We start from the raw sequence: 19,174 nt of genomic DNA on the forward strand, positions 1-19,174 counted from the left end.
GGCGGCATCTTCTCAAGCGTCGCGACCAAGGATTCTCATCCTGATTGACGCGCTCTTCTCATCAAGTTTGTCGCGCTACAGGCTGCTGCGGCTGTTCGAATAATGGCGCCTGTCGGCCCGTTTTCAGGGCCGACTGATGTGCGTTTTGCGGGTCAGACCCCCAAGCACCAGCGCATGATCGCCTTTTGCGCATGCAAGCGGTTCTCGGCCTCGTCGAAGATCACAGAATGGGGGCCGTCCATCACCTCGGATGTGGCCTCGTCATCGCGATGCGCGGGCAGGCAGTGCATGAACAGCGCGTCGGGCTTGGCGTGGCGCATCAGTTCGGCATTGACCTGATAGGGGCGCAGCTGGTTGTGGCGACGCTCGCGCGCGCTTTGCGGGTCATGCATTGACACCCAGGTGTCGGTGACCACCAGATCCGCGCCCTGGACCGCGGCCACCGGATCGCGCACGATCTCGACCCTGGCGCCCTTGTCGCGGGCCTCTTGCACGAAGGCCATTTCAGGGTCGAGTGGCGGCGGGCCGGTGAAGGTCAGATCGAACCCGAACTGCCCGGCGGCATGGGCAAAGCTGGCAAAGACGTTGTTGCCATCGCCCGACCACACCACCTTGCGCCCGGCGATGGGGCCGCGATGTTCCTCGAACGTCAGGATGTCGGCCATGATCTGGCAGGGGTGGCTGCGGTTGGTCAGCCCGTTGATCACCGGAACGGTGGCGTGCTCGGCCATTTCCAGCAGGGTCTGTTCCTCGAATGTGCGGATCATGATCATGTCGACATAGCGCGACAGCACGCGGGCGGTGTCGGCGATGGTTTCGCCATGGCCCAGCTGCATGTCGGTGCCCGACAGCACCATGGTCTGCCCGCCCATCTGGCGCACGCCGATGTCGAAGCTGACACGGGTGCGGGTTGAGGGCTTTTCGAATATCAGCGCGACCATCTGCCCCGCCAGCGGCTGCGCGTCGTCGGGCGTGCCCTTGGGGCGACCGTTGCGGGCCAGCTTCATGGCGCGGGCCCCGTCGATCATGGCGCGCAGGTCGGCCGGTTCAGTCCTGTTGATATCCAGAAAATGCTGCATGTCGGGTCTTTCTTATTGGTGCGGGGGAAGGGGGCGCTGCCCCCTCTTGGCCCGTCGGGCCAATTCACCCCCGGGATATTTGGGGAGAGAGGAAATCAGGATGGGACAAGTGCACTGGCGGCGCGGTCCAGCCGGGCCAGCGCCTCGGTTGCTTCGTCCTCGGTCAGGGTCAGGGGCGGCAGCAGGCGGATCACGTTGTCGGCGGCGGGCACGGTGATCAGGTCGTTGTCATAGCCCGCCTTGACCACATCCGCATTCGGGGCCACGCATTTCAGCCCCAGCATCAGGCCGGTGCCGCGCACTTCGGCGAAAACACCCGGATGACTGGCCACCAGCCCCTCAAGCCCCTGTCGCAACTGGCCTGCGACGCGGTTCACATTGGCCAGAAACGCCGGATCGGCCACATGATCCATCACCGCGCAGCCGACCGCACAGGCCAAAGGGTTGCCGCCATAGGTCGAGCCGTGGCTGCCCGAGGTCATGCCTGCGGCGGCGGCTTCGGTCGCCAGCACCGCGCCAAGGGGAAAGCCGCCGCCGATGCCCTTTGCCACCATCATGATGTCAGGCTCGACCCCTGCCCATTCATGGGCAAACAGCTTGCCGGTGCGGCCCATGCCGCATTGCACCTCGTCCAGGATCAGCAGCGCGCCGGTCTCATCGCACAGGTCGCGCAACCCCTTGAGGCACTGATCGGGCAAGGGGCGGATGCCGCCTTCGCCCTGAACGGGTTCGATCAGGATGGCCGCCGTGCGGTCGGTCACGGCGGCGCGCAGGGCGTCGTGATCGCCCCAGTCCAGGTGGGTGAACCCCGGCATCAAGGGGCCAAAGCCCTTGGTCATCTTTTCCGATCCGGCGGCGGCGATCGCCGCCGTGGACCGGCCATGGAACGATCCGGCGAAGGTGACGATCTCGATACGCTCGGGGTCGCCTGCCTCGTACCAGTATTTGCGGGCCATCTTGACCGCCAGTTCGCAGGACTCCGTGCCGGAATTGGTAAAGAACACCGTGTCGGCAAAGCTGTGCTCGACCAGCTTGTCGGCCAGCGCCTGCTGCTGCGGGATCTGGTAAAGGTTCGAGACATGCCACAGCTTTTCCGCCTGATCGGTCAGCGCCTTGACCAGCGCGGGATGCGCGTGCCCCAGCGCATTGACCGCGATGCCGGCCCCCATGTCCAGCAGGCGTCGCCCGTCCGCCGTGATCAGCCAGGCCCCTTCGCCCTTGACGAATTCAAGGGAGGCACGGGAATAGGTCGGCAGAATGCTGGGGATCATGGCGATCATCCTTTGGCAAAGAAACCGTATCGGTGCATCACACCGGTGGTTTCGTCAAGTTCAAGAAGAGTTTGCGCAATCCAGCGCGGGTGACAACGGCAAAAAGACGTCAGGCGCGGGTGCGTCGGCGTCGGATCGCGGGGATATGGGCGTCGGTTGTCATGCCATGGCGGATAAGCGGTTTTGCGGGTTTTGCCAAGAGGGTATCGCGCCGGGGCTTGCCAGCGCAGCCAAAGACGCGGATAGCAGGGCGCATGTTTATCCCGCGCGCGCAAAACCCCGGCCTTACGGTCGCCTTCATGCTGGCGGCCAGCGGATTCATTGCGGGCAGCACTCTGTTCGCCAAGGCGGTTGGGGCGGGGCATCTGGGCGAGGGGCTGCATCCGCTTCAGGTCAGTCACGGGCGGTTCGTGTTTGCCTTCATGGCGCTGTCGGCGGTGATGGCGGTGGTGCGCCCGCGGCTGACGCGGGTGCACTGGCGGCTGCATCTGGGGCGCACCGGGCTTGGCTGGGCCGGCGTGTCGCTGATGTTCGCGGCGGTGGCGTTCATCCCGCTGGGCGATGCCACGGCGATCAGTTTCCTGAACCCGGTCTTTGCCATGGTGCTGGCGATCCCGCTGCTGGGCGAGACGGTCGGGCGCATCCGCTGGGCGGCGGCGGCCATCGCCATGGCGGGCGCGCTGATCCTGCTGCGCCCCGGCAGCGAGGCGTTTCAGCCCGCCGCATTGCTGGCGCTGGCGGCGGCGCTGATGATGGGGTTCGAGCTGATCTTCATCAAGAAGCTGTCGGGCCGCGAGGGGCCCTTGCAGATCCTCTTCGTCAACAATGCCATCGGCCTGTGCATCGCCAGCGCCGCGGTCTGGCCGGTCTGGACCCCGCCCACGGGGGCGGAATGGCTGGGGCTGGCGGGGGTGGGCCTGTGCATGGCCTGCGCGCAGGCCTGTTTCGTCAACGCCATGGCGCGGGCGGATGCGTCCTTCGTGACGCCCTTCAGCTATGTGACACTGGTGTTCGCGGGCTGCTATGATTTCGCGGCCTTTGGCGTGGTGCCGGATGCGGTCTCGGTGCTGGGCGCGGGCGTGATCGTGGCGGGGGCGGCCCTGTTGGCCTGGCGGCAGGCCCGCGCGGGCAGCGTGCGCCCGGCGGTGCCGCCGACCGGCGGGGGCGTGGGCTAGGTGCTTCAGGCCTTCAGGCGATAGCCGCGGCGGAACATCGACCAGGCGACCCAGATCACCAGCAGCGTGCAGACGGTCACCACCGCCAGACCCAGCCAGGGCGAGCTGTCGGACACGCCCAGCATGCCATAGCGCCCGCCGTCGATGATGTAGAACACCGGGTTCACATGGGTGATCTGGCGCAGCACCGGCGGCATCGCATGCACCGAGTAGAAGGTGCCCGACAGGAACGCCAGGGGCGTGACCACGAAATTGGTGATCGCGGCCATCTGGTCGAATTTCTGCGCAAAGACGCCCGCGACCACGCCGATCGCCCCCATCAGCGCCGATCCCAGCACAATAAAGGCCAGCATCATCACCGGATGCTGCGGCACGATACCCAGGAACACCCAGACCCCCAGCGCGATCGGCACCGCCACGAACAAGCCGCGTCCGACACCGCCCGCGATGTAGCCCAGCACCAGTTCCAGCGGTGACAACGGCGGCATCAGCGTGTCGACGATGTTGCCCTGCACCTTGGATGCGATCAGCGAGGACGAGGTGTTGCCGAACGAGTTCTGGATCACCGTCATCATCATCAGCCCCGGCGCGATGAAGGTGGTGAAGGCCACGCCCATCACATCGCTGCGCGACGGGCCGATGGCGATGGTGAAGATCACCAGGAACAGCCCGGCGGTCACCAGCGGCGCCACCAGCGTCTGCATCCAGATCGCGGTGAACCGCTGCACCTCGCGCCCGGCGAGGGTATAGAGCCCCAGCCAGTTGACGCGGCCAAACCGCCGCGTGCCCATGCCTGTGATGTTCATCCTGCGCGCCCCTTTGATTCGGTGCCTTGTAACTCTGTGTGGGATGCTTAGAATATGCGCAGTCGAATTTGAACAGGGCGGTCGGCAGATGCGGACCGCCCTTTGACCCTTGATAGACCGGATGAACCTGATGTCCTGGACCGATGAACGTGTCGAATTGCTGAAGAAAATGTGGGGCGAGGGCCAGTCGGCCAGCCAGATCGCCAAGGAACTGGGCGGTGTGACGCGCAATGCGGTGATCGGCAAGGTGCATCGGCTGGGGCTGTCCAACCGTGCCGGCGGGGCAGCCCCGGCGGCGGCGGCGGCGGACAAGCCCGAAGCCAAGCCAAAGCCCGAGACCAAGGTGAAACCGGCGCCAAAACCCGCTCCCAAGCCCGAGGTCGAGCCCGAAGACCAGCCCGAACCCGTGGTCGAGGTGCGCGCGCCCGCGCCCTTGCCGGCGCGAAAGGCGATCATCCCCGCCGGTCAGCCCCTGCCGCCGCAACCCTCGGCAAACGAGATCGACCCGGCCGCGCTGGCCAAGGTCAGCGAGATCGAGAAGAAGGCCAAGAAACTGACGCTGATGGAGCTGACCGAAAAGACCTGCAAATGGCCCGTGGGCGATCCGGCCACGCCGGATTTCTGGTTCTGCGGTCTGCCGGTCCAGCAGGGCAAGCCCTATTGCGAGGCGCATGTCGGCGTGGCCTTCCAACCCATGAGCAGCCGCCGCGACCGCCGCCGCTGATATCGGTCGCGCCTGTGGCAAAAGCGCCAAGCGATTTCCTGAGAAGGAAATCGGGCCGGAAACTTTATTCAAGTTTCCGGGGGCGGTGGCCAGAGGTCAGTGCCGCGACAGGATCAGCCATTCTCCGATGTTCTCGCGGGTGATGTAGCCCACGAAATGCCCGGTCCGGTCGGTGACGGCCACGCCTGGCGGGCTGTCTTGCATGGCACGCAGAACCGCCTCCATCGGGGTGGTCAGCTGCACGCCGGGAATGTCGGTGGTCATCGCCGTCTCGACCCGTGCGGTGCGGCGGTCGGCCTGCACCTCGGTGATGATGCTGGCGCGGGTCAGGATACCCACCAGCCGCCCGTCTGCCCCGATCACCGGAAACTCGGCCTGCGTGCTGCGCAGCACCGCCTGCGCGGCGGTGTCCACCGTGTCATGGGGCGACAGCGCCTCGTAGGCGGTGATCATCGCGTCGCGCGCCATCGCCCCCTTGGCGCGGTCCTGAAGCGCGGTGTCCGAGCTTTCGGCCCCGGCGGCGAAAAAGATGAACACCGCGATCAGCACCAGCCACGGGTTGCCGCTGGTCAGTCCCAGAAAGCCAAAGCCGAAGGCCAGCGCCTGCCCGGTGCGCGCGGCGATCCGTGTTGCGCGGACCCGGTCGGTGAATAGCGCCAGAACCGCCCGGAACACCCGGCCGCCATCCATGGGAAAGGCCGGGATCATGTTGAACAGCACAAGGATAAGGTTGACCATCGCCAGCCGCTGGACAAAGCCCTGATCGGGGTCTTCCAGCGTTTCGATCGCATCGGTCTGGACGGTCGCGCCCAGCACCAGCGTCAGGATCAGCCAGATCACCACGTTCACCGCAGGCCCGGCCAGTGCGACGGCGATCTCCTGCTTTGGGTCTTCGGGCATGCGCTCCAGCCGGGCCAGACCGCCGATCGGCAGCAGCGTGATATCCGGCGTGCGGATGCCATAACGGCGGGCCATGAAGACATGGCCCAGCTCGTGCAGTACGACGCAGGCGAACAGCGCAAGGATGAACACAAGGTTCTCGACCGCCGCAGCCGCACCGCCCGCCATGCCGGCCACGGCCACGATCCAGGCCAGCAGCAGGAAAAACGTGGCATGGATGCGGATTTCGGTGCCGCGAATCGTGCCGATGGGAAAGGACCAACTCATGTGTCTATCCTGTGCGTGCCTGCCGGATTTGCAAGTGTGATGCGCGGCAGGCTCTAGCCCTGTCCCCGGCGCTTGGCGCGCAGGGTGGGGTCGGCCTGTGTCGGATCCTCGGGCCAGGGATGGCGGGGATAGCGCGCGCGCATGTCCTTGCGCACATCGGCATAAGAGCCCGACCAGAAGCCCGGCAGGTCCATCGTGGTCTGCACGGGGCGACCCGCAGGCGACAGCAGCGTGACGCGCAGCGGCTGGCCCGCGACCGCCGGGTGGGTGGTCTGGCCGAACATCTCTTGCAGGCGCAACTGGATTTCCGGGGCCTCGCCCGCGTAATCGATCGGGATGCGACGGCCCAGCGGGGTGGTGAAATGGCCGGGCACCGCGCGGTCCAGCGCCTGCATCTGGTCCCAGCTCAGCATCGCGCGCAGGGCGTCGTGGATGTCAAAGCGTTTCCAGTCCTCGGCGGATTTCACGCCCGCCAGATGCGGCAGCAGCCAGTCGTCAAGGGTGTCCATCAGGGCAGACGCGGACATATCCGGCAGGTCATGCCTGTCTGCCCGCGCCAAGGCCACGCGCGCGATGAACCGCCGCGCAGCAGCCGAGGGGGCAAGCCCCAGATCGCGCACCCCGTCCAGCATGGCGCGGGCGATGGCCTCGGGGGCTGCGTCCTTCCATGTCCGGTCGTCCAGCACGACCGCGCCCAGCCGCTCCTGCCGTCGTGCGATCACGCGGCGGTCGCGTTTGGACCATTCGCAGATGTCCTCCCACGCGATCCGGTCGGGGAACAGCCCGCGCAGTTCGGCCTCGGAAATCGCGATGGCCTGCCGGATGCGGGCCTCGCGCGGGTTGCCGTCGGTGTCGGTGACGACGATCAGCCGCGCATTGGCCAGCGGGTCGGAATCGTCCAGCACGGCGCCCTTGCCACCCGACAGCACAAAGCGCGGCGCATCGCCGCTGCGGCGCTGGCCGATACGGTCGGGATAGGCCAGTGCGGCCATCTCGGCCACGCCGAGACTGCCCTGGCGGGCGCTTTTGGCGGCTTTCGACAGGCGCTTTGCCTCGGTCCGGATGCGCTCGGTCACGCCACGGTTGGCCGCGTGGGGGCGGGTTTCGGCGTAGCGGCGGGGATCTGTCACCGCCTCGATCCGCAGGGTCAGATCGACGGGTGCTGCGCGCGGCAGCGGGTCGCGTTCGGACAGCAACGCCGCCAGCGGCGCGGCCTGCGGGCCTGCAAGGGTCAGCATGTGGCCCAGACGCGGATGCAAGGGCAGGGCGGCCAGCGCGCGGCCATGATCGGTGATCAGCCCGCGATCGTCCAGCGCGCCCAGCATCGCCAGCAGCGCCTGCGCCTCGGCATAGGCACCGGGGTTGGGCGGGGTCAGGAATGGCAGATCGGCGGGCGCGGCCCCCCAGAGCGCCAGTTCCAGCGCCAGCGCGGCCAGATCCGCCGCCTCGATCTCGGCCGGGGGAAAGGCGGCCATTGCGCCATCCTCGCCCCTGGTCCACAGCCGGTAACAGGTGCCTGCCGCGACCCGGCCCGCGCGGCCCGCGCGCTGCGTCGCCTCGGCCCGGGTCACCCGTTCGGTCACCAGCCGCGACATGCCCGCACCGGGATCGAACCGCGCGCGGCGGGCGCGTCCTGCATCGACGACCACGCGGATATCCTCGATCGTCAGCGAGGTTTCCGCGATGGCCGTTGCCAGCACCACCTTGCGCCCCTGCGCCACAGGGGCGATGGCGGCGCGCTGCTCGGCAAAGGGCATCGCGCCGAACAGGGGCCGGATCGTGCAATCCGGCGGCAGGCGCGATTGCAGCAACGATTGCGTGCGGCGGATCTCGCCCTCGCCCGGCAGAAACACCAGCACGCCGCCCGTTGTCTCGGCCACCGCCTGCGTCACCAGATCGGCGGTGGCCGGTTCCAGCCGCGCGCCCTTGGGCAGCGGGCGGTCCAGCCAGCGGGTATCGACGTCAAAGGCGCGCCCCTGCGAGGTCAAGATGGGGGCGGCCATCAGATCGGCCACCGGCTGCGCGTCCAGCGTGGCGGACATCGCCAGCAGGATCAGGTCGTCACGCAGCGCGCCCGTCACTTCAAGACACAGGGCCAGCCCCAGATCGGCGTTGAGAGAACGCTCGTGGAATTCGTCAAAGATCACCGCACCCACGCCGGGCAGGTCGGGGGCCGATTGCAGCATCCGGGTCAGGATGCCTTCGGTCACCACCTCGATCCGGGTGGCAGCATTGCTGCGCGCCTCGCCGCGCATGCGGTAGCCGACGGTCTGGCCCACGGGTTCGCCCAGGGTTTCGGCCATCCGCTCGGCCGCGGCGCGCGCGGCCAGGCGGCGCGGCTCCAGCATGACTATGCGGCCCGGTGTCAGCCCGGCGCGCAGGATTTCCAGCGGCACCACGGTGGTCTTGCCCGCGCCGGGGGGCGCTTGCAGCACGGCGCGACCTGATTGGCGCAGGGCAGCCAGCAAGTCGGGGATGACATCGTGGATGGGCAGGCGGGTCATGGCCGTGTTATCGCGCGCTTTTGGCGGGCGGGAAAGGGGGGCTGTCTGCCCCCCTCTTGGCCCGATGGGCCAATTCACTCCNCCCGATGGGCCAATTCACCCCCCGAGGATATTTCCAGAGAGAGGAAGCCCGGGCTGGACTTTGACGGGCGTGCTGGGCATCACGTCGCCCAAGGCAAGGAGGTTGGGCATGGAGATCGCGGAACTGGCAGGCAGGATCGTGGCAGGCGACCGGCGGGCGCTGGCGCGGGCGATCACGCTGGTGGAAAGCCGCCGGGCGGATCACCGGGCACAGGCGGCGGAGCTGATCGAGGATCTGCGCGTGCGCAGCGACGCGCAGGCCATACGGATCGGGCTGTCAGGCACGCCGGGGGTGGGCAAATCGACCTTTATCGAAAGCTTCGGCATGATGTTGCTGGCGCAGGGGTTGCGCGTGGCGGTTCTGGCGGTCGACCCCAGTTCGGCCCGATCGGGCGGGTCCATCCTGGGCGACAAGACCCGGATGGAACGGCTGAGCCGCGAGCCCGGCGCGTTCATCCGCCCCTCGCCCAGCCAGACCCATCTGGGCGGTGTCGCCCGGCGCACCCGCGAGGCGGTGGCCCTGTGCGAGGCGGCGGGCTTTGACGTGGTGCTGATCGAAACCGTGGGCGTGGGGCAATCCGAAACCGTGGTGGCCGAGATGTCGGACCTGTTCGTTCTGCTGCTGGCCCCGGCGGGCGGCGACGAGTTGCAGGGCGTCAAGCGCGGCATCATGGAGATGGCCGACCTGATCCTTGTCAACAAGGCCGATGGCGATCTGAAGCCCGCCGCGATGCGCACGCAGGCCGATTACGCCGGGGCGCTGCGGCTGTTGCGCAAGCGACCGCAGGATCCCGAGGGCTATCCAAAGGCGGTCTGCGTCTCGGCCTTGCAGGAGGACGGTCTGGCCAAGGCTTGGGAAGACATGCGCCATCTGGTCGACTGGCGGCGCGAGACCGGGCATTTCGAGGGCCGCCGCGCGGAACAGGCGCGCTACTGGTTCGCGCAGGAGGTGCGCCACGCCCTGCTGGCGCAGCTTGAGACTCCGCAGGCCCGCGCGCAGATGGACGATCTGGCGCGGGCGGTGGCCGAGGGGCAGATCACCCCGACGGTGGCGGCAACGCGGATGATGGAGGACCTGCGCGGTGACTAGGCCAATCCACAGGGTGACAGCCCGGTTCGCCCGCGCTATCATCCTCGCGCAACATGGAGGATGCAGAATGTATCGTGGGGTCTGGCTGATCTGATCCGATCCCGCCCGAAGGGGTCGGGTGCGCGCCGGTGGTGCGACCTGTTCCCGTGCGATATGCCCAGCGATGCAGCCTGTGAAAGCCCAGACCATGTTCCGTTACTTCGAAAACCTCGTCGATCCCTACACGTCCTATGCCCGCACCGATCACCCGCCGCAAACCCTGTGGCGGTTCATGTGGGACTACTCGCAGCCGTTCAAGAGCGTGTTCGCGCTGACCGCCTTCATGTCGGTGCTGGTGGCGGGGGTCGAGATTGCGCTGATCTACTACATGGGCTGGATCGTTGACATCCTTCAGGGCGATCCCGCGCAGGTCTGGGAACGCCACGGCACCGCGCTGATTGCGTTGGCGCTGTTCATCCTGCTGCTGCGCCCGGCGATTCAGGCGTTTGACGTGCTGCTGCTGAACAACACGATCATGCCGAATTTCGCCACGCTGATCCGCTGGCGGGCGCATGCCCACGTGCTGCGGCAATCGGTGGGCTGGTTCGAGAACGATTTTGCCGGCCGCATCGCCAACCGGATCGTCCAGACGCCCCCGGCGGCGGGCGAGGCGGTGTTTCAGGTGTTCGACGCGGTCACCTTCTCGCTGGCCTATGCGGCGGGGGCGGTGATCGTGCTGGGCGGGGCGGACGCGCGTCTGATGCTGCCGCTGCTGGCCTGGATGCTGGCTTATGGCCTGCTGATGCGCTGGGCGATCACCCGGGTCAGCCCGGCCAGTCAGGCCGCAGCGGACGCGCGCAGCGCGGTGACGGGGCGCGTGGTGGACAGCTATACCAACATCCATTCGGTCAAGATGTTCGCGCGCCACGAACAGGAACTGGCCTTTGCGCAAGAGGCGATCGAGGATGCGCGCCGCACCTTTCAGGCGGAAATGCGGCTGTATACGAAGATGGATTTCGGGCTGGTGCTGCTGAACGGTCTGCTGATCGTGGCGGTGGTCGGCTGGGCCGTCTGGCTGTGGATGCAGGGACAGGCCAGCGTGGGTGCGGTGGCGGCGGCGACGGCGCTGACCCTGCGGCTGAACGCGATGACCGGCTGGATCATGTGGGCGCTGACCACGCTGTTCCGGCAGTTGGGCGTGGTGTCCGAAGGGATGGAGACGATTGCCCAGCCCATCACCCTGCCGGATGCGCCGGAAGCTGGAGCCTTGCAGGTTACGCGTGGCGAGATCAGTTTCGAGAACCTGCACCACAGCTATGGCCGCGACAGCGGCGGGCTGGAGGGTCTGGATCTGGCCGTGGCACCGGGCGAAAAGGTCGGGCTGGTGGGCCGGTCGGGTGCCGGCAAATCCACGCTGATGAAGCTGCTGCTGCGGTTCTATGCGGCCGAAGGCGGTCGCATCGTGATCGACGGGCAGGACATCGCCGATGTGGCGCAGGACAGCCTGCGCCGCCAGATCGGCATGGTCAGCCAGGACACGGCCTTGCTGCACCGTTCGGTGCGCGACAACCTGGCCTATGGTCGTCCCGATGCAACCGAAGAGCAGATGATCCGCGCTGTCGAACAGGCGCAGGCGCTGGAGTTCATCGCCGATCTGCAGGACCCGCAGGGGCGGCGGGGCCTTGATGCCCATGTGGGCGAGCGTGGCGTGAAACTGTCGGGCGGGCAGCGGCAACGCATCGCGCTGGCCCGGGTGATCCTGAAGAATGCGCCGATCTTGTTGCTGGACGAGGCGACAAGCGCGCTGGATTCCGAGGTCGAGGCGGCGGTGCAGGACACGCTGTACACGATGATGGAGGGCAAGACCGTGATCGCCATCGCGCACCGCCTGTCCACCATCGCGCGGATGGACCGGATCGTGGTGCTGGATCAGGGCCGCATCGTCGAGCAGGGCAGCCACGCCGGGTTGCTGGCGCAGGGCGGGCTGTATGCCACGCTTTGGGCGCATCAGTCGGGCGGGTTTCTGGGCGAAGGCTGATAGGGGGCGATCCGGGCAAATCCCCCTTGACGCCCCCGGTGATTCCGCCTAATCACCCACAACGATTTTCAGGGCGCTGCCCATGGCAGTGCCCTTATATGTTGCAGGGGCCGGACACGGTCCCCCGATCCAGAACGAGGTAACAGATATGTCGCGCCGCTGCGAACTGACCGGGAAAGGCCCGATGACTGGCAACAACGTCAGCCATGCCAACAACAAGACACGGCGTCGCTTTCTGCCGAACCTGAACGACACCACGCTGCAATCCGAAGCGTTGAACCGTGGCGTCAAGCTGCGCATTTCCGCCTCGGCGCTGCGGTCCGTCGATCACCGCGGTGGTCTGGACGCGTTCCTGATCAAGGCCAAGGATGCCGAGCTGTCGACCAACGCGCTGAAGCTGAAGAAAGAGATCATGAAGGCGCAGGCCGACAACGCCTGATCCTTTTCGACCGAGTGTCACGCAGCCCCGTCGGCATACCGGCGGGGCTGTTTCGTTTTGCCGCTTTCCGCCGCCGCGCCGCAAAGCTATATCCGGTGGCATGATCGCGTTTCGTCATCCCCTGCTGAGTGCCGTTCTGGTGCTGGTTCTGGCCCTGACGGGCCAGTCCATGGCGATCGCGCGCGGGATGCCCGGCCCGGCCGGGCAGATGGTGCTGTGCACCGGATCGGGGCCCGTCACCGTTCTGGTCGATGAGGATGGCCAGCCCACCAGCCCGCCGCATATCTGCCCCGAGTGCACGCAGTCGCTGTTTGCCGCGCATTGGGATGCACCCGCGCCACAGTCCCACGCAGCGCCCCGGCTGATCGCCCTGAGCCCCGGCGCGCAGGCTGCCATCGCCTGCGCTCTGGCCCCGCTGCCACAGGCGCGTGGCCCGCCTGTGCTGTCCTGACCCAACCTACGGATCACGACAGATACAGGAAAGGACCATTCAGATGTCGATCAAATCCAGCCTTCTGGCCGCCGCCGCCGCGGTCGCCCTTGCCATGCCTGCTTTTGCAGCCGATATCGAGGTGCAAGACCCCTACGCGCGGGTGTCCTCGATGATGTCCAGCTCGGGCGCGGCCTTCATGATCATCCGCAATCACGGCGACACCGATGATCACCTTGTCAGTGCCACATCCGACGTGGCCGAAAAGGTCGAACTGCACACCCATGACGAGGACGCCAACGGTGTCATGCGCATGATCCACATCGAGGAAGGGCTTGCCCTGCCTGCGGATGGAGAGATCGAAATGGTGCGCGGGGGCAATCACGTGATGTTCCTGGGCCTGAACCGGGAACTGGCGCAGGGCGACATGGTGACCGTGACGCTGCAATTCGAAAAGGCGGGCGCCATCACGGTCGAGGTGCCGGTGGACATGGAGCGCAAGCCGGCGCATGGCCACGCAGGGCACGGCCACGGCCAGATGAAAAAGGCCGACTGAGCCGGTTTTGAATACCGAAAGGCCGCCCCGAAACGGGCGGTCTTGTCCGCTTCAGGCGCGGCGCGACAGCACGGTCTCGACCCAGTCGGGCACGATCTGAGTGGCCGCGCCGAACCGCGTCTCGGCGAAGTCCGACACGGTGGCCGAGGGTTCGAGGTTCAGCTCGACCGTGTGCGCGCCGGCCTGTGCGGCCTCCTGCACGAACCCGGCGGCTGGATAGACATTGCCCGAGGTGCCGATGGCCGCAAACAGCCCGGCCCCGGCCAGATGGTCGGCGATGTCCTCCATGTGATAGGGAAACTCGCCGAACCACACCACGTCCGGCCGGGTGGCAGGGGCGTGACAGGCCGGGCAGGGATCGTCGGGTGCCATCACCGCAGCTGCGTCCCAGCGGTGATCGCAGGCGTCGCACAGTGCGCGCGCCAGTTGCCCGTGCATGTGGATGACATCGCGCGCGCCCGCCGCCTCGTGCAGGTGGTCGACGTTCTGGGTGACGATCACCACCGTGCCCGCATATTCGGCCTGCAACCGCGCCAAGGCGTCATGCGCCGCATTGGGCGTGGCCTGTGCGGCATGGGCGCGGCGCTGGTTGTAGAAATCATGCACCAGCGCGGGGTTGCGCGCGAATCCTTCGGGCGTCGCCACATCCTCGATCGGATAGCGGGTCCACAACCCGTCCTTGTCCCGAAACGTGCCCAGCCCGCTTTCGGCGGAAATGCCGGCACCTGTCAGGATCACGATCTTGTCCATGGCTTGCCCTTCGTTCCGTTTCGCGCAACACCTGCGTACATGACCCAGCGTATTCTCTTTGTCTGCATTGGCAACATCTGCCGCTCACCCTCGGCCCATGCCGTGTTGCGCGCGTTGCGGCCCGACTGGCAGATCGACAGCGCGGGCACGTCGGACTGGCACGCGGGCGAGGCACCCTATGCGCCGATGCAGACCGCGGCAAAGGCGCGCGGCATCTCAATGGCCGACCTGCGCGCGCGGCAGGTCGCGTCCGCCGATTTTGACCGTTTCGACCTGATCCTTGCGATGGATGCGCAGAACCTGACCCGGACCGAGGCGCTGCGCCCCACGGGCAATGACACGCCGGTGCATCTGTTCACAGACTATGAGGGAATTGCGGACGATCATGTGCCCGACCCGTATTACACTCGCGATTTCGAGGGCTGTCTGGACCTGATCGAGGCCTGCGCCAAGGGGCTGGTCGCGCGGCTGGGATGACCCGTCAGCTACAACGCTGCTCGGCCTGTGCACCGAAGGCGCGATAGCGCAGCCAGAAACGCTTGTTGTCTGCACTGCTGGATTGCCGCATTTCCTGCGCGCGATGGGGATCGCGAAAGAACCTGGCCGCCTGCCGTTGCTCCCGTCGCGTCAGGGACTGATCGGCCACCGCCTGAATGCAGGCGCACAGGGCGGGTGATTTCTGCTTGCGCGGGGACGAGTTGCAGGCCCGGTCGATGGGACCGGCCAAAACGGCTGCCGGGGCCAAGGATACCAGAAAACCCGCGAGGATCGAGCCGATGACTGCCTGTCTCATGTCTGTTCTGCCTGATCTGCCGCGCGTTCCGCGCTGATTATGGCTCCGATCATGACGCAGATGACGGCAGTTTTCAATCGTGCCTTGGGCGCAAGGCGCCTCACATTCCGGTCATTCGGGGATAATGGTGCTGCTGGACAGGATTGAACTGTCGACCTCTCCCTTACCAAGGGAGTGCTCTACCACTGAGCTACAGCAGCGCCTTGCGTGGGCGGCTGATTAGACGCAATTGCAAACAGGCGCAAGCGCAATCTGGACGGTTTTTTCGCCCTACTGTAGACAGGGGGCATGACCAGCAAGAGCATCGGCAAAAATCAGGCCAAAAAGGACGCCGAGCGAGACGCGCGGTTGAAGGCGGCGCTGAAGGCCAATATGGCAAGGCGCAAGGCACAGGCCCGCGCCCGCGCAGGGCAGGACGCGGACAACAAGACCGACACAGGCACAGATACAGGCGAAAAGGGGCAGGGCTGATGGATTCGATTATCGTGCGCGGAAATGGCGCGCTGAACGGGCAGATCCCGATCGCAGGGGCCAAGAACGCCTGCCTGACGCTGATGCCCGCCACCTTGCTAAGCGACGAGCCGTTGACGCTGACCAACGCGCCGCGCCTGTCGGACATCCGCACCATGACCACCCTGCTGCAATCGCTGGGTGCCGAAGTGGTGTCGATGCAGGACGGGCAGGTACTGGCGCTGTCCAGCCACAAGCTGGCCAGCACGCGGGCCGAATATGACATCGTGCGCAAGATGCGGGCGTCGATCCTTGTGCTGGGCCCGTTGCTGGCGCGCGAGGGACAGGCGCAGGTGTCGCTGCCCGGTGGCTGTGCCATCGGCGCACGGCCCGTGGACCTGCATCTGCGCGCGATGGAGGCGCTGGGTGCCGAGATGGAACTGCGCGACGGCTATGTTCATGCCCGCGCGCCGGGCGGGCTGAAAGGCGGGGCGTTCGAGTTTCCGCTGGTGTCGGTCGGGGCCACGGAAAACGCGCTGATGGCGGCGACACTGGCGCGCGGCACCACGGTGCTGAAGAACGCCGCGCGTGAGCCTGAAATCGTGGATCTGGCGCAATGCCTGCGCCGCATGGGCGCGCAGATCGAGGGTGAGGGCACCGGCACGATCACCATTCAGGGCGTCGATCGCCTGGGCGGTGCCACGCATCCGGTCGTGACCGACCGGATCGAACTGGGCACCTACATGCTGGCCCCGGCAATCTGCGGCGGCGAGGTCGAGTTGCTGGGCGGGCGGATCGACCTTGTGGGCGCGTTCTGCGAAAAGCTGGACGCGGCGGGAATCTCGGTGGAACAGACCAACGTGGGGCTGAAGGTTGCGCGCAAGAATGGCCGCGTGCGGGCGGTCGATGTCACGACCGAGCCGTTTCCGGGCTTTCCCACCGATCTGCAGGCGCAGATGATGGCGCTGCTGTGCACCGCCGAGGGCACCAGCGTGCTGCAGGAGCGGATTTTCGAGAACCGGTTCATGCATGCGCCGGAGCTGATGCGCATGGGGGCACGGATCGAGGTGTCGGGCGGCACGGCCACGGTGCACGGGGTCGAGCGGCTGAAAGGCGCGCCGGTGATGGCGACCGATCTGCGCGCCAGCGTGTCGCTGATCCTTGCGGGTCTGGCCGCCGAGGGCGAGACCATCGTGAACCGCGTCTACCATCTGGATCGCGGCTACGAGCGGGTCGAGGACAAGCTGAGCGCGGTGGGGGCCCATATCGAACGGGTGACCGGCCAGTGACCAGCGATGCGCGATTCGAGGACGGGCGCGAGGGGCCGTTGAACCTGGGCGCGCTGGACGCGGATGATCTGCGTGTGATCTCGGCGCTTGTGCAGGACGCAGTGTTCCCGGCCTCGGAAATGACGTGGCGGGGCAAGGACCGGCGCTTTGCGCTGCTGCTGAACCGGTTTCGCTGGGAGGATCGCGGCCGTGACCGGCACGGGCCGGAACGGGTGCGCTCGCTGCTGGTGTTCGGCAACGTGCAGCGCGTGGCCAGCCAGGGCGTGCCGCGCGGCGATGCAGAAACCGTGCTTTCGCTGCTGGCGCTGGACTGGCAACCGGGCGACGCCCCGGGCGGTGTGCTGGAGCTGCAGCTTGCCGGGGATGGCGCGATCCGGCTGGAGGTCGAGGCGCTGGAAGTGAACCTGCGCGATGTGACGCGGCCTTACCGCGCGCCTTCGGGACGGGTGCCTGGGCATCCTGACGATCTGTGATCAGATGGAACGCGGCTGCGCCGCGTGCTGATACCTCGGCCCGTGGCTTGCGCCACGAACCTCGGGCCGCGTGTGGCGATCGTGGTGGGTCAGGTCCTGTGGCGTGCCTGTGGTGCGGACGGGAGCCTCCGGCGGGAGTTTATCTGGCAAGATGAAGCAGGGGCGGCTTGAGCACCGCACGCCGGGGCGCTATGTGGCAGGCCAGCCCTGAAGGATGAATGATGCCCCAGTTTCTTGACGCCACCGCCCCGGATTTCGACGCTGCCTTTGCCGCGCTGCTGAGCGCCAAGCGCGAGGACAACGTGGATGTCGATGACGTGGTCGCGGGCATCATCGCCGATGTGCGCAACCGGGGCGACCAGGCAGTGATCGAGCTGACGGCGCGGTTTGACCGGCTGGAGCTGACGCCCGAAACCCTGCGGTTTTCGCAAGACGAGATCGAGGCGCTGATCGCGCAGGTGCCCGCGCATGAGCGCGACGCGCTGGAACTGGCGGCGGCGCGAATCCGCGACTATCACGCGCGGCAGATGCCGCAGGATCAAAGCTGGACCGATGCGCAGGGGGCAACACTGGGCTGGCGGTGGACGCCTGTTTCCGCAGCGGGGCTGTATGTGCCCGGTGGGCTGGCGTCTTACCCGTCCTCGGTGCTGATGAACGCGATTCCGGCCAAGGTGGCCGGGGTGGAGCGTCTGGCCATCGTGGTGCCGACGCCCGACGGGGTGGCCAATCCGCTGGTGCTGCTGGCGGCCCGCATCGCCGGTGTCGACGAGATCTATCGCATCGGCGGCGCGCAGGCGATTGCGGCGCTGGCCTATGGCACTGAAACCATCTCCCCGGTGGACAAGATCACCGGGCCGGGCAACGCCTTTGTCGCGGCGGCCAAGCGGCGGGTGTTCGGCAAGGTCGGCATCGACATGATCGCCGGGCCGTCGGAGATCCTGGTGATCGCGGATGGCGACAACGATCCCGACTGGCTGGCGCTGGATCTGCTGAGCCAGGCCGAGCATGATGAAAGCGCGCAGTCCATCCTGATCACCGACAGCCCGGCCATGGCGCGAGCGGTGGCGGCGGCGGTCGAGAGGTATCTGACCACGCTGGAGCGGCGCGAGATTGCTGCCGCAAGCTGGCGTGATTTTGGCGCGATCATCACCGTGCCTGATCTGGACACCGCCGCCGCCCTGTCGAACCGCGTGGCGCCCGAGCACCTGGAACTGTGCGTGGCCGATGCCGATGCGCTGTCCGACAAGATCACCCATGCGGGGGCGATCTTCCTGGGGGCGTGGACGCCCGAGGCAATCGGCGATTACGTCGGCGGGCCGAACCATGTGCTGCCCACCGCGCGCTCGGCCCGGTTTTCATCCGGCCTGTCGGTGATGGATTTCGTCAAGCGCACGACGCTGGCGCGGATGACGCCGGGCGCGCTGGCCGCGATCGGTGCGGCGGCGGAGACGCTGGCGATATCCGAGGGGCTGGAAGCGCATGGCCTGTCCGTGCGCGCGCGTCTGAACCGTCTGAACGAAGGGTAAGCCGGCAACTGGCGCATTGCCCAATGCCCGTTGCTGCGCTAGGCACGTCGCAGACCACTGCGAAGAGATGCCACATGTCCCATATCAGCCATATCGAGCTGGACGACGCCAATCTGCCGCCGCCCACACCGGAAATCGAACAGGAACGGCAGGTCGCCATGTTCGATCTGCTGGAAGCCAACAGCTTTTCCCTGCCCAGGCGCGATGACCGCGTGGTACCCGATGGCCCCTACAAGGTGGGCCTGTCGATCCGCGAAAAGCGGCTGGTGTTCGACGTGCTGACGGACAGCGGCGAAAAGGCGGCCGAGTTCCATCTGTCGCTGTCGCCCTTCCGGCAGGTGGTCAAGGATTACTGGGCGATCTGCGAAAGTTATTACGACGCGGTCAAGAACTCGGCCCCCAGCCAGATCGAGACGATCGACATGGCGCGGCGGGGCATCCACAACGAAGGCGCGCGCATTTTGGCGGAACGGCTGGAGGGCAAGGCCGATATCGACAATGACACCGCGCGCCGCCTGTTCACCCTGATCTGCGTCCTGCACTTCGGGGGCTGA

At 66.9% G+C, this 19,174-nt stretch carries 20 protein-coding genes and 1 tRNA gene; 13 read left to right on the top strand and 8 right to left on the bottom strand.

The window, feature by feature from the left end; all coding sequences use genetic code 11:
* Positions 1 to 152: 152 nt before the first annotated feature.
* Together argF and ACFTOW_RS00390 are read right to left on the bottom strand one after the other, a co-directional pair.
* A complete protein-coding gene (argF, locus tag ACFTOW_RS00385) occupies positions 153 to 1,079 on the bottom strand; it encodes an ornithine carbamoyltransferase (RefSeq protein WP_379911932.1) in 927 nt (308 codons plus the stop codon).
* Positions 1,080 to 1,174: 95 nt separating this feature from the next.
* Positions 1,175 to 2,350: an aspartate aminotransferase family protein gene (locus tag ACFTOW_RS00390; protein ID WP_379911934.1), complete on the bottom strand. Its 1,176-nt coding sequence runs from the start codon at positions 2,348 to 2,350 to the stop codon at positions 1,175 to 1,177.
* Between the two features lie 254 nt (positions 2,351 to 2,604).
* On the opposite strand from ACFTOW_RS00390, the gene ACFTOW_RS00395 reads away from it, so the two are divergent.
* The gene (locus ACFTOW_RS00395; RefSeq protein WP_379911936.1) at positions 2,605 to 3,525 is read left to right on the top strand and encodes a DMT family transporter; all 921 of its coding nucleotides are present in this window, start codon (positions 2,605 to 2,607) and stop codon (positions 3,523 to 3,525) included.
* A 5-nt stretch (positions 3,526 to 3,530) separates the two neighbouring features.
* Here ACFTOW_RS00395 and ACFTOW_RS00400 read toward each other — a convergent pair whose 3' ends face one another.
* Positions 3,531 to 4,331, bottom strand: a complete 801-nt coding sequence (locus ACFTOW_RS00400) for an ABC transporter permease (protein ID WP_379911938.1) — start codon at positions 4,329 to 4,331, stop codon at positions 3,531 to 3,533.
* 130 nt (positions 4,332 to 4,461) lie between these two features.
* On the opposite strand from ACFTOW_RS00400, the gene ACFTOW_RS00405 reads away from it, so the two are divergent.
* The gene (locus tag ACFTOW_RS00405; RefSeq protein WP_379911940.1) at positions 4,462 to 5,055 is read left to right on the top strand and encodes a GcrA family cell cycle regulator; all 594 of its coding nucleotides are present in this window, start codon (positions 4,462 to 4,464) and stop codon (positions 5,053 to 5,055) included.
* 96 nt (positions 5,056 to 5,151) lie between these two features.
* Here the strand turns inward: ACFTOW_RS00405 and ACFTOW_RS00410 are convergent, their stop codons facing one another.
* A complete protein-coding gene (locus ACFTOW_RS00410) occupies positions 5,152 to 6,222 on the bottom strand; it encodes a site-2 protease family protein (protein ID WP_379911942.1) in 1,071 nt (356 codons plus the stop codon).
* Between the two features lie 53 nt (positions 6,223 to 6,275).
* On the bottom strand, positions 6,276 to 8,726 hold the full coding sequence (gene hrpB, locus ACFTOW_RS00415; RefSeq protein ID WP_379911944.1) for an ATP-dependent helicase HrpB: 2,451 nt from the start codon (positions 8,724 to 8,726) through the stop codon (positions 6,276 to 6,278).
* Positions 8,727 to 8,916: 190 nt separating this feature from the next.
* On the opposite strand from hrpB, the gene meaB reads away from it, so the two are divergent.
* The 5 genes from meaB to ACFTOW_RS00440 all read left to right on the top strand — a co-directional run bounded on the left by meaB (position 8,917) and on the right by ACFTOW_RS00440 (position 13,339).
* Entirely contained in the window at positions 8,917 to 9,897 is a 981-nt protein-coding gene (meaB, locus tag ACFTOW_RS00420; protein ID WP_379911946.1) for a methylmalonyl Co-A mutase-associated GTPase MeaB, read from the top strand.
* A gap of 187 nt (positions 9,898 to 10,084) precedes the next feature.
* Positions 10,085 to 11,914 carry an ABC transporter ATP-binding protein gene (locus ACFTOW_RS00425; protein ID WP_379911948.1) on the top strand — a complete coding sequence of 610 codons (1,830 nt, stop codon included), beginning with the start codon at positions 10,085 to 10,087 and terminating at the stop codon, positions 11,912 to 11,914.
* A gap of 148 nt (positions 11,915 to 12,062) precedes the next feature.
* Complete coding sequence (rpmB, locus tag ACFTOW_RS00430; protein WP_379912054.1) at positions 12,063 to 12,353, top strand: 50S ribosomal protein L28; 291 nt, start codon at positions 12,063 to 12,065, stop codon at positions 12,351 to 12,353.
* Positions 12,354 to 12,453: 100 nt separating this feature from the next.
* On the top strand, positions 12,454 to 12,804 hold the full coding sequence (locus ACFTOW_RS00435; RefSeq protein WP_379911950.1) for a hypothetical protein: 351 nt from the start codon (positions 12,454 to 12,456) through the stop codon (positions 12,802 to 12,804).
* A 43-nt stretch (positions 12,805 to 12,847) separates the two neighbouring features.
* On the top strand, positions 12,848 to 13,339 hold the full coding sequence (locus tag ACFTOW_RS00440; protein ID WP_379911952.1) for a copper chaperone PCu(A)C: 492 nt from the start codon (positions 12,848 to 12,850) through the stop codon (positions 13,337 to 13,339).
* 51 nt (positions 13,340 to 13,390) lie between these two features.
* Here the strand turns inward: ACFTOW_RS00440 and ACFTOW_RS00445 are convergent, their stop codons facing one another.
* A complete protein-coding gene (locus tag ACFTOW_RS00445; RefSeq protein ID WP_379911954.1) occupies positions 13,391 to 14,089 on the bottom strand; it encodes an NAD-dependent deacylase in 699 nt (232 codons plus the stop codon).
* 39 nt (positions 14,090 to 14,128) lie between these two features.
* On the opposite strand from ACFTOW_RS00445, the gene ACFTOW_RS00450 reads away from it, so the two are divergent.
* Positions 14,129 to 14,566: a low molecular weight protein-tyrosine-phosphatase gene (locus ACFTOW_RS00450; protein ID WP_379911956.1), complete on the top strand. Its 438-nt coding sequence runs from the start codon at positions 14,129 to 14,131 to the stop codon at positions 14,564 to 14,566.
* A gap of 4 nt (positions 14,567 to 14,570) precedes the next feature.
* On the opposite strand, the gene ACFTOW_RS00455 is transcribed toward ACFTOW_RS00450, so the two are convergent.
* Together ACFTOW_RS00455 and ACFTOW_RS00460 are read right to left on the bottom strand one after the other, a co-directional pair.
* Complete coding sequence (locus tag ACFTOW_RS00455; protein ID WP_379911958.1) at positions 14,571 to 14,882, bottom strand: hypothetical protein; 312 nt, start codon at positions 14,880 to 14,882, stop codon at positions 14,571 to 14,573.
* Positions 14,883 to 15,007: 125 nt separating this feature from the next.
* Positions 15,008 to 15,082: transfer RNA gene (locus ACFTOW_RS00460), tRNA-Thr, on the bottom strand.
* 88 nt (positions 15,083 to 15,170) lie between these two features.
* Here ACFTOW_RS00460 and ACFTOW_RS00465 point away from each other — a divergent pair.
* From ACFTOW_RS00465 to ACFTOW_RS00485, 5 genes are all read left to right on the top strand, one after another.
* Positions 15,171 to 15,353 (top strand): hypothetical protein, encoded by a 183-nt coding sequence (locus ACFTOW_RS00465; RefSeq protein WP_379911960.1) that lies wholly within the window; start codon positions 15,171 to 15,173, stop codon positions 15,351 to 15,353.
* A complete protein-coding gene (gene murA, locus ACFTOW_RS00470) occupies positions 15,353 to 16,621 on the top strand; it encodes a UDP-N-acetylglucosamine 1-carboxyvinyltransferase (RefSeq protein WP_379911962.1) in 1,269 nt (422 codons plus the stop codon). Before ACFTOW_RS00465 ends, murA begins: the two co-directional genes overlap by 1 nt.
* Complete coding sequence (locus ACFTOW_RS00475; protein ID WP_379911965.1) at positions 16,618 to 17,094, top strand: DUF2948 family protein; 477 nt, start codon at positions 16,618 to 16,620, stop codon at positions 17,092 to 17,094. The genes murA and ACFTOW_RS00475 overlap by 4 nt, the downstream gene beginning before the upstream one ends.
* Before the next feature lie 221 nt (positions 17,095 to 17,315).
* Entirely contained in the window at positions 17,316 to 18,620 is a 1,305-nt protein-coding gene (hisD, locus tag ACFTOW_RS00480) for a histidinol dehydrogenase (protein ID WP_379911967.1), read from the top strand.
* A gap of 74 nt (positions 18,621 to 18,694) precedes the next feature.
* Positions 18,695 to 19,174, top strand: coding sequence for a UPF0262 family protein (locus ACFTOW_RS00485; RefSeq protein WP_379911969.1), 480 nt, complete (start codon positions 18,695 to 18,697; stop codon positions 19,172 to 19,174).

Origin of the sequence: Lacimonas salitolerans, assembly GCF_042677865.1 — a bacterium.
In the GTDB taxonomy this organism is placed as follows: Bacteria; Pseudomonadota; Alphaproteobacteria; order Rhodobacterales; family Rhodobacteraceae; genus Lutimaribacter; species Lutimaribacter salitolerans.

Coding starts and splice junctions, on each gene's coding strand:
- ACFTOW_RS00425 (WP_379911948.1), top strand. CDS start 10,085: ATGTTCCGTTACTTCGAAAACCTCGTCGATCCCTACACGTCCTATGCC.
- ACFTOW_RS00410 (WP_379911942.1), bottom strand. CDS start 6,222: ATGAGTTGGTCCTTTCCCATCGGCACGATTCGCGGCACCGAAATCCGC.
- ACFTOW_RS00390 (WP_379911934.1), bottom strand. CDS start 2,350: ATGATCCCCAGCATTCTGCCGACCTATTCCCGTGCCTCCCTTGAATTC.
- rpmB (WP_379912054.1), top strand. CDS start 12,063: ATGTCGCGCCGCTGCGAACTGACCGGGAAAGGCCCGATGACTGGCAAC.
- argF (WP_379911932.1), bottom strand. CDS start 1,079: ATGCAGCATTTTCTGGATATCAACAGGACTGAACCGGCCGACCTGCGC.
- ACFTOW_RS00395 (WP_379911936.1), top strand. CDS start 2,605: ATGTTTATCCCGCGCGCGCAAAACCCCGGCCTTACGGTCGCCTTCATG.
- meaB (WP_379911946.1), top strand. CDS start 8,917: ATGGAGATCGCGGAACTGGCAGGCAGGATCGTGGCAGGCGACCGGCGG.
- hrpB (WP_379911944.1), bottom strand. CDS start 8,726: ATGACCCGCCTGCCCATCCACGATGTCATCCCCGACTTGCTGGCTGCC.
- ACFTOW_RS00435 (WP_379911950.1), top strand. CDS start 12,454: ATGATCGCGTTTCGTCATCCCCTGCTGAGTGCCGTTCTGGTGCTGGTT.
- ACFTOW_RS00450 (WP_379911956.1), top strand. CDS start 14,129: ATGACCCAGCGTATTCTCTTTGTCTGCATTGGCAACATCTGCCGCTCA.
- hisD (WP_379911967.1), top strand. CDS start 17,316: ATGCCCCAGTTTCTTGACGCCACCGCCCCGGATTTCGACGCTGCCTTT.
- ACFTOW_RS00400 (WP_379911938.1), bottom strand. CDS start 4,331: ATGAACATCACAGGCATGGGCACGCGGCGGTTTGGCCGCGTCAACTGG.
- murA (WP_379911962.1), top strand. CDS start 15,353: ATGGATTCGATTATCGTGCGCGGAAATGGCGCGCTGAACGGGCAGATC.
- ACFTOW_RS00465 (WP_379911960.1), top strand. CDS start 15,171: ATGACCAGCAAGAGCATCGGCAAAAATCAGGCCAAAAAGGACGCCGAG.
- ACFTOW_RS00455 (WP_379911958.1), bottom strand. CDS start 14,882: ATGAGACAGGCAGTCATCGGCTCGATCCTCGCGGGTTTTCTGGTATCC.
- ACFTOW_RS00405 (WP_379911940.1), top strand. CDS start 4,462: ATGTCCTGGACCGATGAACGTGTCGAATTGCTGAAGAAAATGTGGGGC.
- ACFTOW_RS00485 (WP_379911969.1), top strand. CDS start 18,695: ATGTCCCATATCAGCCATATCGAGCTGGACGACGCCAATCTGCCGCCG.
- ACFTOW_RS00440 (WP_379911952.1), top strand. CDS start 12,848: ATGTCGATCAAATCCAGCCTTCTGGCCGCCGCCGCCGCGGTCGCCCTT.
- ACFTOW_RS00445 (WP_379911954.1), bottom strand. CDS start 14,089: ATGGACAAGATCGTGATCCTGACAGGTGCCGGCATTTCCGCCGAAAGC.